General features: G+C 41.5%; 10 protein-coding genes and 1 riboswitch. Of the genes, 8 read left to right on the plus strand and 2 right to left on the minus strand.

Annotation, left to right across the window (positions count from 1 at the left end):
- The first annotated feature begins 202 nt into the window (after nt 1–202).
- Together J7I93_RS03290 and J7I93_RS03295 are read left to right on the plus strand one after the other, a co-directional pair.
- Nucleotides 203–463 (plus strand): CGCGG family putative rSAM-modified RiPP protein, encoded by a 261-nt coding sequence (locus J7I93_RS03290; protein WP_214723273.1) that lies wholly within the window; start codon nt 203–205, stop codon nt 461–463.
- Complete coding sequence (locus tag J7I93_RS03295) at nt 448–726, plus strand: hypothetical protein (protein WP_214723275.1); 279 nt, start codon at nt 448–450, stop codon at nt 724–726. Before J7I93_RS03290 ends, J7I93_RS03295 begins: the two co-directional genes overlap by 16 nt.
- A gap of 30 nt (nt 727–756) precedes the next feature.
- On the opposite strand, the gene J7I93_RS03300 is transcribed toward J7I93_RS03295, so the two are convergent.
- Both J7I93_RS03300 and J7I93_RS25360 read right to left on the minus strand, forming a co-directional pair.
- Complete coding sequence (locus J7I93_RS03300) at nt 757–1,188, minus strand: VanZ family protein (RefSeq protein WP_214723277.1); 432 nt, start codon at nt 1,186–1,188, stop codon at nt 757–759.
- Nucleotides 1,189–1,548: 360 nt separating this feature from the next.
- Entirely contained in the window at nt 1,549–1,683 is a 135-nt protein-coding gene (locus J7I93_RS25360) for a hypothetical protein (protein ID WP_285289063.1), read from the minus strand.
- Nucleotides 1,684–1,705: 22 nt separating this feature from the next.
- A riboswitch (cyclic di-GMP riboswitch) is annotated at nt 1,706–1,791 on the minus strand.
- A 241-nt stretch (nt 1,792–2,032) separates the two neighbouring features.
- On the opposite strand from J7I93_RS25360, the gene J7I93_RS03305 reads away from it, so the two are divergent.
- The 6 genes from J7I93_RS03305 (at nt 2,033) to J7I93_RS03330 (ending at nt 12,206) form a co-directional block, all read left to right on the plus strand.
- A complete protein-coding gene (locus J7I93_RS03305) occupies nt 2,033–3,403 on the plus strand; it encodes a sigma-54 interaction domain-containing protein (protein WP_214723280.1) in 1,371 nt (456 codons plus the stop codon).
- Between the two features lie 223 nt (nt 3,404–3,626).
- Nucleotides 3,627–4,919 carry a CitMHS family transporter gene (locus J7I93_RS03310; protein ID WP_214723282.1) on the plus strand — a complete coding sequence of 431 codons (1,293 nt, stop codon included), beginning with the start codon at nt 3,627–3,629 and terminating at the stop codon, nt 4,917–4,919.
- Between the two features lie 15 nt (nt 4,920–4,934).
- Complete coding sequence (locus J7I93_RS03315; RefSeq protein ID WP_214988459.1) at nt 4,935–6,251, plus strand: acyclic terpene utilization AtuA family protein; 1,317 nt, start codon at nt 4,935–4,937, stop codon at nt 6,249–6,251.
- Between the two features lie 4 nt (nt 6,252–6,255).
- On the plus strand, nt 6,256–6,576 hold the full coding sequence (locus tag J7I93_RS03320) for an AtuA-related protein (RefSeq protein ID WP_214723286.1): 321 nt from the start codon (nt 6,256–6,258) through the stop codon (nt 6,574–6,576).
- Between the two features lie 228 nt (nt 6,577–6,804).
- Nucleotides 6,805–9,324 (plus strand): bifunctional 2',3'-cyclic-nucleotide 2'-phosphodiesterase/3'-nucleotidase, encoded by a 2,520-nt coding sequence (locus J7I93_RS03325; protein WP_214988461.1) that lies wholly within the window; start codon nt 6,805–6,807, stop codon nt 9,322–9,324.
- 398 nt (nt 9,325–9,722) lie between these two features.
- Entirely contained in the window at nt 9,723–12,206 is a 2,484-nt protein-coding gene (locus J7I93_RS03330) for a M14 family zinc carboxypeptidase (protein ID WP_214723288.1), read from the plus strand.
- Nucleotides 12,207–12,257 lie beyond the last annotated feature (51 nt).

The raw sequence follows: 12,257 nt of genomic DNA on the forward strand, positions 1-12,257 counted from the left end.
ACCACCCGAATTTTGTCGAATAATCCTTTTCACTTCAATCAAACGTTTGATTGATTTCTCTTTGTTACGCTCTGTTAAAGCTCAGTGCTGATATTGCCAGCCTGTTTTTTTGACTGGAAGTGAAACAGCTCACAGGTTCGGGGCTTTGCAGCCGATATAATGAAATTAGGGAACTATAGCAGTTTTTTCAAGGAGGGATTTAATGGAAACGAATTGGTCCATTTCTTTGGAAGATGGAGAATACGAGTGCAATTTGGAATTGGTGGTAAGGGAAGCCCTTGATGCAGTCCAGCAGACGGCGAAAGGATTTTATGTAAACGTCGTGACACCAGCGAACTTCGGAAATCCCGAGGATTATTTAAGTGAAGCCTTGCTGCTCTTCTTCGGAAATAAAATTGATATGAAATATATCGACCAATGCGGCTGTGGAGGGTATGTACTCAGAGTATGGAAAAACAAATAAATGATCTTGCCATCTTCAATAACTATCAAAACTGCCAAGTGATCCTGAATTATTATGAGGATGGCCTTCTAAGCAACAGGGAAGGTTTTCATTTTAGCTTTCTTAAAATAAGCGGTGACTGCCTTTCCTTTTATAAAAATAACGAAAAGTGCTTTACCATTTCATTAAAGGAATTCCCATTAAGGAATATCTGCAGTGATTTTCAGCATTATTTTATCTTTCACAATAATAAAGACCGTGTTGAAATCTACTTTACAAATTAAAATACCTAGAGTGAGCGGGTCCGTCCACTTCTAGGTATTTATCTTCATCTCATTATTTATCTTCAAAAATCTCCTGCCAATGACAATAAGCAATACCGCAGTAAAAATACCCAAACTATCAAATGCCACATCAAACAGCCTTCCATCCCTCATAAAAAACAGCTGCAAAAATTCGGTAATCACAGCATAAACGAAAGAATAAAGCACATTTAGAGATACAGAAGGATGTACCAAATACAAAGCCATTGTAAAGATAAAAAACACAAACGCATGCCCGGCTTTCCGCAGAAGGAAAGCCGTGGATAAATTAGCAGGCAATGGCTGCAGCAGATCTTTCATTGGCGGCTCCGGGGTCCAGAAAAATTGAATGCTCATCGTTTCTACGGCCGTTTCAATACTGGCCACACAGGTACAGATAAAAATCACCCCAGCCCAGCCTATTAGGATTACTTGTCTTAACAATGCCCATCACACCTTGCTGCCCTTTTAGCAAACTATTTTTGCCAGTAGGCAAGGTGCATATGCATGTAAACAAAAATTCATCAAAATAGGGAATCAATCAAACGTTTGATTGATTTCAAATCCCAGCAAAAAAGCCTCCCTTCATCAGGAAGCTTTTTTGTTTTGGCTGTTTTCTAAAAGATTGTTGTTTTTGATTAGATTTGTGAATAAAACAATAAATAAGGTTGGTTGATTGGAGTGTAAGGTGCGAGACTCCTGGAGCGGAAGTCAACCTCTCTACAATACTTGTTTAAAATGCAACAAAGTTTGCGAAAACAGCCTTGTTTTACAAATATGTATTTGCCTTGGAAGATGGGATCATTACTGACTTGCCAACACTGTTACTAATGCACTGATAGCACCTGTAAGGATGGGGAATGAAATATACATTGCTCTTTTCTTAAGCTTTTTCCTATGCGCAATCTCTTCTGGAGTGATCCAAGTACGGTTTGACATCAAATTTTCTCCTTTTCATTTTGATGGCAGCTGGCTGGCTTTATCTTTTTGATAGAGGCCCCTCTAGCTTTGCGTCATTACTTTTCAGTAATTTTGCCCTTAGATTATTAATAGTTCTTCCAAAGAAAGTTTTGGAGGCTCTAAACTGAATAAAAATTCTCAAAAAAGTCAGCTCGTTTCAACTACAAAACTTTTTTACCCACGCAAAAAGAAAATAAACATCTAAAATAGAAAAAAGTTTAATAGACGAATAAAGTCACAGGTTGGTAGTACTATTTACCTTTTTCCCATATAATTTAAATATTCAGTAATCAACGAACAATGAAATATACTAAAAGGAGCTGAAAGAATGCATACAGCAAGCCAAAAGGTTGGATGGCTGGAAGGAATTATTGAAGCAGTCCATGATGGCATACTGGTGATTGACCGGGACGGAATTGTGCAGATGATTAACGAGGAATATACCAATATCACCGGTGTAAGGAAAGAGCAGATTATCGGCCAACCCCTAATAGATGTTCGGCCAGGCGCGATGCTGCCAGCCGTTTTAAAAGACGGGAAGCCCCGTGCCGGGGTGTTCCGGAAGGAAAAATCGCTGGAGTATGTAGTCGATATGGCACCCGTTTATGAAAAAGAAGAAATAATTGGAGCTGTTTCGGTTTGCAAAAGTATTCCGGAGGTTTACCAGCTCACAAAGGAGCTGCAGAAGAGTAAAAAGCGGGTCAGCCAGCTTGAGAAAACGTTTGGAAGGATCCATCAGGCAAAGTATACCTTTTCAAATATTATCGGAAAGAATGAGCGTTTAAAAAAAATGATTTCGCAGGCCAAAAAGGCTGCTTCCTCTGATTTGAATATTCTTTTAACTGGAGAATCCGGTACTGGCAAGGAGCTTTTCGCACAAGCTATCCATAATGAGAGCACACGAAGCCCCTTTCCATTTGTGCCTGTTAACTGTGCAGCGATTCCAGACTCCCTGTTGGAAAGCGAATTATTTGGCTATGAGGAAGGCTCTTTTACAAATTCAAAGCGTGACGGTAAAGTCGGTTTGTTTGAATTGGCCAACCAGGGGACCCTTTTTCTGGATGAAATTGGGGACATGCCGCTAGACCTGCAGGCTAAGCTGCTGCGCGTCCTCCAGGAAGGCACATTCAGAAAAATTGGCGGTCTGGAGGAGCAAAAGGTAGATGTCAGGGTGATTGCTGCCACGAATAAGGATTTACTGAATATGGTTCAAAAGGAAAGGTTCCGGGAGGATCTCTATTACAGGATCAACACTGTCCACCTCTCCATCCCCCCGCTTCGGGACCGAAAAGATGATATACCGGATATTATCGCCTTTCTTCTAGGGGAACAAAAAAGCAATCCTGGAGTCCGGACAGACAAGGAGGCAATGAACACCCTTCAGCAATATGACTGGCCCGGCAATATACGTGAATTAAAAAACGCCATTCATTACTCTATAAATATGTGTGAAAGTAATGAAGTGAAGTTTGAACATCTTCCGGAAACGATAAAAAAATTGTTCAGCTCAAGCAATAAGCAAATCAAACCTATTCAGCCTTTAGAAGAACTTATAAGGGAAACGGAAAAGAAGGCTATTATGAACGTGTTAGAAAAAACAGGGACCAGTGTCAAAGGGAAAAAAGAAGCAGCTAAGCTTTTAGGCATTTCACTGGCGTCCTTATACAATAAATTAACAAAGCTGAACATCAAATTCTAAATTTCTAAAAATTTAGAAAAATTAATTTGTATTCCAGCAATTTAGAAACCGCCGCAGTAGGCTGGTTTGACAGGTTATTTCCAAAAAATGTTTCTATTTTTCTAGAAAGACAATTGACTTCCTAACCCTCAGAGCCTTTATTTTAAAGGCTTTTTTATAATGGCACAGTAATTGCATGGTTTTAAATGTGTAAGCGCTTTAAATATAAAAAGGGGGTTTTGCTTTGTTAGCATTAATGGGTTTTTTAACGATTGCAATCTTTTTGTATCTTATCCTATCTAAAAGAGTATCCGTTATCGTTGCCCTAATTTTAGTACCGATTATTTTTGGCCTTTTTACAACTGATATTAAAAGTCTTGGGACAATGATTTTAGAAGGAGTTTCAGGGGTAGCTCCTACTGGAATCATGCTTGCTTTTGCCATTCTATTCTTTGGACTTATGAGTAAAGCCGGCCTTTTTGATCCTGTTATCTCCAGGATTTTGAAGCTTGTTAAAGGAGACCCCTTAAAAATTGTCATCGGAACAGCGGTTATTGGCATGGTTACCCATCTGGACGGGTCAGGGGCTTCTACATTCCTCATTACCATCCCGGCTTTGCTGCCGCTTTATGAAAGACTGGGAATGAGCCGCCTTGTTTTAGCTGGGGTCGTGGCACTTAGTGCGGGAGTTATGAACATTGTTCCCTGGGGGGGACCGACTGCCCGGGCATCCAGCGCACTGGGAATTGATGCTGCGGAGCTGTTCAACCCTTTAATTCCTGCCATGCTTGCCGGAATTGCTTGGGTTCTTTTCGTCAGCTATATTCTTGGAAAAAGAGAACGCAAACGTTTAGGCATTCAGGATTTCCAATACAATTTTAATCAGGAATTAAGTGAAGAGGAACTAAAAGCAAGAAGACCAAAACTGCTCTGGCTTAACCTGCTTCTGACTGTTGTAACCATTATCGCTCTTATAAAAGTGTGGCTACCGCTTCCAATCATTTTTATGGTCGCTTTTGCCGTCGCATTGGTGATTAATTATCCAAATCCGAAAGAGCAGCAGGAACGGATTACAGAGCAGGCAACTGGGATGGTAACCGTTGTTTCCATCATTTTTGCAGCCGGAATTTTCACCGGTGTCCTATCCGGTACCGGAATGATTGAAGCGATGGCTAAAACACTGGTTGATTTCATTCCGGAAAGTACGGGTTCCTTTATGGCATTAATAGTAGCCATAACAAGTATGCCGCTCAGCCTGGTCTTTACTCCTGATGCTTATTATTTCGGCGTTCTCCCAGTACTCAGCGAAACAGCCAGCGCTTATGGAATCGACCCGGTCAACATTGGGCGGGCAGCTGTTTTGGGACAAATGACAACCGGATTTCCTTTGAGCCCGCTCACCGCTTCCACTTTCCTTTTGATCGGGCTTGCGAGAGTTGAACTTGGGGACCACCAGCGCTTTATCTTTATATGGGCGTTTGGAACAACGATTGTCATGTCGATTATTGCTTTTATAACAGGAGCTATCGCAATATAACCAGCTTAAAAAGGAGTGTTCAGCTTGCTGCGTATCGGATCTGGCGCAGGTTTTGCGGGTGACCGCATTGAACCTGCCAAAGCTTTAGTGGAAAAAGCAAATTTGGATTATCTTATTTTAGAAGGACTGGCGGAGCGTACAATTGCCCTCGCCCAAAGGCAAAAAAGGAATAACCCAAAGCTCGGCTACAATGAATATCTGGAAGAACGCATAAGAGCGCTCCTTCCCTCTCTACTAAAAAATAATGTCCGCCTCATTACAAATATGGGAGCCGCTAACCCCATCTCTGCTGCTGAAAAAATAAATGAAATTTCACAAGAAATGGGTCTGGAATGCAAGGTAGCGGCAGTAACAGGCGATGATGCAGCGAAAAAAATCAGCTTAGCCAGCAAGGTGCTTGAGAGCGGCAAAGACCTTCAACATTATGAACCGATTATTTCTGCAAATGCCTATCTTGGTGTGGAAGCGATCCTTCCGGCACTAGCTGCAGGCGCGGATATCATTGTAACCGGAAGGGTAGCTGACCCTTCCCTTTTCCTGGCTCCTATCATTCATCATTATAAATGGGATCTTGAAAACTATGAATTAATCGGCCAGGGCACCATGATCGGCCATCTATTGGAATGTGCCGGGCAAATTACCGGGGGCTATTTTGCAGATCCAGGATTAAAGGATGTCGAGGGACTCGCAAACCTTGGCTTTCCTTTTGCCATAGTAGAAGAGGATGGAACTGCCATTATTACAAAGATTTCCGGTACAGGGGGTACAGTCAATCTGCAGACGGTCAAGGAGCAGATGCTGTATGAAGTTCATGATCCAGCAAACTATATTACGCCGGACTGCGTTGCAGATTTTACGGGAGTAGAGTTAAAAGAATTAACTAGAGATCAAGTTCTCGTTCAAGGAGCCACCGGGAAAAGAAGACCCGATACCCTAAAGGTCTCCATTGGCTATTTTGCAGGCTACCTGGGAGAAGGTGAAATCTCCTATGCGGGTTCCACTGCACTGCAGCGGGCTCGGTTAGCTGAAAGTATTTTAAAAGAGAGATTATCAAAAAGCTTTTCTAATCTTAAAACAGATTTAATCGGAGTCTCTTCCCTCCACCATGGCCAGTACGGGGAAAACAAACCTTACGAAGTCCGGGTACGATCGGCTGCGTTGTGCAGAAATAAAGCAGAAGCCAAGCAAATCGGCCATGAGGTAGAAGCTTTATATACAAACGGGCCAGCAGGCGGAGGCGGTGCAAGAAAACGAGTCGAAGAAGTCATTGGAATTGTATCCACCTTAATCAACCGATCAGCCATTACCATAAAGACAGATATCCTGGAGTGAGATCATGAAAAAAGTAAAGTTAATCGAACTTGCCCATAGCCGGACAGGAGATAAAGGAAACACCCTTAACTTCTCATTGATTCCCTATAACGAGTATCACTATCAGCTGCTGGAAGAACAAGTAACGGCAGAAAAAGTTAAGAACCATTTAAATCAAATTATAAAAGGAAAGGTCACCAGATATGACCTGCCAAATATCAAAGCTTTTAATTTTGTATGTGAACAATCACTTCTGGGCGGAGTCACCACCTCCCTTGCAATAGATACTCACGGAAAAAGCATAAGCAGTGCAGTGCTCGAAATGGAAATCGAATTCACAAACTAACAATAAAGAAACGGCAGAGAACCTGGGTTCTCTGCCGTTTTTTATTGGTATAGTACCAGGTACCACCCGAATTTTGTCGAATAATCATTATTAACATTTAACTCCAGTTATGGAATCTATTAAACTTGTTAATTTTTGTGTATTTTTTGAAAAATATGTTCTTTTTTGTTGTTTATTTAGGTAAAATTACTCTGTAATCGATTTCATAATTTATAGGGGGAAACCACTTTGAATTCAAAGAAAAAATTCGCCGCTGCGGCTCTTGCTTTAGGGCTTGTCATTCCGCAGGTTGCACCTTCCATTTCATATGCAGAAGTGATGGATAAAGATGTTGTAAAACTTCGAATCATGGAAACGACTGACCTACATAGCCATGTTACAAACTATGATTATTTTTCCGGCAAAAATGATGATACTTTTGGACTAGCCAAAACAGCTACCCTTATCAAAAAAGCAAAAGGTGAGTCAAAGAATAATCTGCTATTTGATAATGGCGACTTAATCCAAGGAAATCCAATGGCCGATTATATCTTTAACGAAGACGCCCTGGACAAAGAAGGAAGCAAGCATCCTGTTTATAAAGCTATGAACCTTCTTGGCTATGATGCAGGTAATCTTGGAAACCATGAGTTCAACTATGGTCTTGACTTCCTAAAAAAAGCGACAGACGGTGCAAACTTCCCGTATGTAAACGCTAATGCTTACAAATACGATGGTGATAATGACCCTGCTAATGATGAAAACTATTTCACTCCATACGTCATTTTAGATAAAGAAGTAACGGACGAAGATGGCGAAAAGCACACTGTTAAAGTTGGGGTTATTGGTTTTGTACCGCCTCAAATTACTCAATGGGATAAAAATAACCTTGAAAATAAAGTAGTGACTCAAGATATCAAAGAAACAGCTAAAAAGTTCGTTCCTAAAATGAAGTCAGAAGGGGCAGATGTAGTCGTGGCGATTGCCCACTCCGGCATCGGCCTTCCAGAGTATCAAAATTTCGCAGAAAACCAAACATACCAGTTATCCACTGTCGAAGGAATTGATGCGATCCTATTCGGACACACTCATACAACTTTCCCTGGCAAAGACTATGCCGGAATCGACAAGGTTGATAATGAAAAAGGAACAATTAACGGAGTAGCTGCCGTTCAGCCTGGTTTCTGGGGCAGCCACTTAGGTTTAATTGATATGCAGCTTGAAAAAACAGGAGATAAATGGGAAGTTGTTGATTCTCAATCATCGGTAAGAGCCATTTACGACAGTGCCAATAAAAAACCATTAGTAGATGCAGACAAGGAAATTTTGGATGCAGTTCATGATGACCATGAAGGCACGATTGACTATGTAAACGCACCAGTTGGAAAAACAGAGGCTGACCTATATAGCTTCTACTCTCAAGTACAAGATGATCCAACCATTCAAATAGTAACCGATGCTCAAAAACAGTATGTTGAGAGATATATTGAAGGTACTGAGTACGAAGGCCTTCCTGTCCTTTCTGCGGGTGCCCCATTCAAAGCAGGACGCGACGGAGCTTCCGACTTTACAAATATTCCAGAAGGAACACTGGCTATTAAAGATACGACTTCACTATATAAGTATTCAAATACGGTCATGGCTCTAAAATTAACTGGAGCTGAAGTGATTGAATGGCTCGAATGGAGTGCCGGCCAATTCAATCAAATTAATCCAAACAGCAAAGAAGAGCAAATGCTTGTAAAAGAAAATAAAAGTGCTGCGCCAGGATTCCCAAGCTATAACTTTGATGTAATTGATGGAATTTCTTATCAAATTGATGTGACAAAGCCTGCCCGTTATGATAACGACGGCAAGAAAATCTCTGATTCTAGCAGAATTACAAATGTTCAGTTTGAAGGAAAAGCCATTGACCTTAAGCAAGAGTTTATCGTAGCGACAAATAACTACCGTGCCACTTTCTCACCTGTTGCAAACCCGGGCGGCGATAAAATCATTATTGAATCTCCGGATGAAAATCGCCAAATACTGGTAAACTACATTCGCGATAATGGCACGGTTAACCCTAAAGCAGATAATAACTGGTCATTTGCACCAATCAAGGGAGATGTGAATCTAGTATTCAAATCTTCTCCTGAAGCGAAAGAATTTGCCAGCGACAACATTACTTACCTTGAAACACTGGCTGATGGCTTCGCAAAATACCAAATTGATTTAAGTAAGGGACAAGCTGCTGCACCTGATTTCAAGGATGTTCCTAATGACCATTGGGCATTTGACTTCATCGCAGAACTGAAGGAAATGGGTATTATTAAAGGAAAATCTGCAGATATTTTTGATCCAAATGGCGAGCTTACTAGAGGACACTTTGTATCTATGCTAGTTAGATCTTTAAAGCTGGAAGCTTCAAAAGATCATCCATTTAAAGATGTTCCAGCCTACCTGGCTGATGATGTAGCTGCCGCCTATGAAGCAGGTATCACTACTGGCCGTTCATCTGGAAAATTTGACCCTAACACTTCTATTACACGTGAACAAATGGCTGCCATGCTAATCCGTGCATACGAAGTAAAATCAGGCAAAGAGTTTACTGCATCTAAAGAATCAAACTATGCAGATGCCAAATCTATCTCTCCTTTCGCAAAGGAATATGTAGATGGAGCATTCGAGCTTGAATTAATGACAGGTGCATATGGCAAATTCAATCCAAAAAATGACGCTACAAGAGCTGAAGCTGCAAAAGTAGTATCTGTATTATTAAAAAAATAATTTAGCAGAGATGCCCCGACTAATTGGGGCATCTTTTATTATGATAAAACGTTCTGGTATAATCTATTGACCAATGTGGCTATGTACCTTAGGGTCTTGAAAATAAAATACTAGCAACCCCTCCATTCACTATGGTTGCGCAGGGAATTACCATCTCACTCAGAATCAGGGCCATAATTCTTTTTCTTCCTTTTCATTAAGTTCACTAAGCCCCTCTTGAATTCTCATTCTATCCCCCTCACCCCTTGCCAATTTTACCCACCTGCATTAACAAAACCCTGGAGCCATCCCTTTCTATCCCTCCTTCCATTAAGACACCCTTTTTCTAGTACCAATTCATTATTCATCCATTCCAAGTTTACAAGTATAATAGACTAGTGAATTTAAGGAGGGATTATGTGAAGGTACGGAGATTTATTCTTTTCATCTCTATGATGATGGCATTATTTATTTTTAAGCCAGCTGTCGGACAAGCCGCCGATATTGTCAATCCAAAACAGACGTATACATATGACATGATGGTACGGGATATTAAGGATCTGGCCAGCCGGTATCCGGATATCATCAAATATAAGTCGATTGGAAATAGTGAATACGGCAGACCGATTTATGCAGTATCACTCGGTACGGGAAACGCGAACCTTTTTATCAATGGTTCTCACCATGCCCGTGAATGGATGACGACGAACTTAAGTATGAACATGCTTGAAGAATATGCAAAAATGTATAAGGGCCAGCAGACCTTCGGAGGATACAATGTAAAAAAGGTCCTGGACGAAACGACAATATGGTTCGTCCCAATGGTCAATCCAGATGGCGTTACGCTTCAGCAATATGGACTTAGCAAGTTTCCTTCAAGTGTACATAGCTCATTAATTAAAATGAACGAAGGCAGTACGGATTTTAAAAGGTGGAAAGCAAATGCAAAGGGTATTGACCTAAATCGCCAGTATAATGCTGACTGGGCAAATATCCGGAACAACTATCCATCTCCAAGATGGAGCAACTATAAAGGCACTGCTCCTGAGCAAGCTGCTGAAACAAAAGCCATTGTAAAATTCACAAAAGAAATTAACCCTGATATGGCTATTGCCTACCATACAAGCGGAGAAATTTTATATTGGTACTTCCATCAATCAGGAAGCAGATTAACCCGCGATCAGAATTATGCTAAAAAAATCAGCCAATATACAGGCTATAACATGGTCGCCCCTACCTCAAATCCATCGGGCGGCGGCTATACTGACTGGTTTGTATTAAAATATGGACGCCCGGGCTTCACACCTGAACTTGGCAAATATGCCGGAAATACGCATGTGCCAGTATCCCAATTTGATACAATCTGGGGGCAAAATAAATATGTCGGGCTATACTCAGCAAGCGAAAGCTATAAGCTCTACCTGGCAAGAGGCGGACAGCCGAAACCGGTAGAAGCAAGAGTTAAAATCGACGGAGTACTCCTTTCTTTACAGCAGCCTGCCCTTTATATGGACGGTCGCGTTCTAGTCCCTGTAAGAGGAGTTTTTGAAAAACTTGGCGCAACCATCCAATGGGAGCAATCAACCAATACAATTATTGCTAGAAAAGATGATACAACGGTTGAGCTAAGAGTTGGATCAAAGACAGCTAAAGTCAATGGTGAAGCAAAAACTCTTGATGTGGCTCCTATAATTGTTAATAATACAACGCTCATCCCACTGCGCTTTGTATCTGAAGCACTTGGAGCACAAATCGGCTGGCATCAGGAATCACTGACAGCTCTTATCTCTTCACCTGCAGAAAAAGATGTAACACCTCCTGAAAAACCGGTTGTAAATCCGGTTACAGACATAACTTCATCTGTTAAAGGTGCAAGTGAAGCAAATGCATTGGTAACTGTTAAAAAAGATGGAACTCTTCTCGGCCAATCAAAGGCCGGTGCCGATGGACGCTTTAGCGTTGATATCCCGGTTCAGAAATCTGAATCTGTTCTAACGATTACGGCCACTGACGCTGCAGGCAACACCAGCCCCGCCGTATCAGTGACGGTTACGTATACAAGTAATTTCACAGACACAGTCGGACACTGGGCTCAACAGCAGATTGCTTATCTAAAAGACCAGAACATTACTGGAGGCCTTTCTGATGGCAGCTTTGGCGTCAACAGACAAATCTCACGCTCTGAATCTGCAGCACTTCTTGTGAGGGCCTTAAAGCTAGATTCTGCAAACGTGACTGACCCTAACTTTGACGATGTAACAAAGGATCACTACTATTACAAGTCAATAGCTGCTGTCTATACACATGACATCATGCAAGGAATGCCCGGAAACCGTTTCAACCCGGATAAAACTTTAACCAGAGCTGAAATGGCAGCTATCCTTGTCAATGCATTCGATTTGAAAAAGAAAGAAAGTGCCGCATGGCCAGATGTGAAAAAAGATCACTGGGCATATGATGCCATTACTATTCTCTCTTCCAATGAATTAATAGAAGGCTATCCGGATGGTACCTTTAGACCTGACACTTCAATTAACCGTGCAGAGTTTGCTGCTCTGTTAGTCCGAGTGTTAACAATGGACCCTCAGCAGGCTGAGACCCTGAACGAGGAGCCAGCTGAAACGAATGAGCAAATAAAAGAAGGCAATCCTTCGACTGAAGAACAACCAGAAGAAGGCAATACTCCGTCTGAAGTACAAGCAGCGGAACACGCTTCTGAAGAAAGCAATACTTCGGCTGAAGCACAATCAACGAAACCTGTTCCCGAAGAACAAACAGAAAAATCCGGATCTGATGAACAATCAGAGGCAATTCCAGATACACAGACTGAAAATGGGGAAGCCATTTCAGAGGATGAAATTTCGGAGCAAAGCAGCAATTCTTCTGAGCTAAATCATAACTAAAAAGAAAAAGGCGTGATGCTTGTCATCACGCCTCAGTTTGTAGACAAAAAG

This window comes from Bacillus sp. ISL-47, assembly GCF_018613175.1.
Classification (GTDB): Bacteria; Bacillota; Bacilli; order Bacillales; family Cytobacillaceae; genus Cytobacillus.

Coding starts and splice junctions, on each gene's coding strand:
- J7I93_RS03290 (WP_214723273.1), top strand. CDS start 203: ATGGAAACGAATTGGTCCATTTCTTTGGAAGATGGAGAATACGAGTGC.
- J7I93_RS03295 (WP_214723275.1), top strand. CDS start 448: ATGGAAAAACAAATAAATGATCTTGCCATCTTCAATAACTATCAAAAC.
- J7I93_RS25360 (WP_285289063.1), bottom strand. CDS start 1,683: ATGTCAAACCGTACTTGGATCACTCCAGAAGAGATTGCGCATAGGAAA.
- J7I93_RS03305 (WP_214723280.1), top strand. CDS start 2,033: ATGCATACAGCAAGCCAAAAGGTTGGATGGCTGGAAGGAATTATTGAA.
- J7I93_RS03320 (WP_214723286.1), top strand. CDS start 6,256: ATGAAAAAAGTAAAGTTAATCGAACTTGCCCATAGCCGGACAGGAGAT.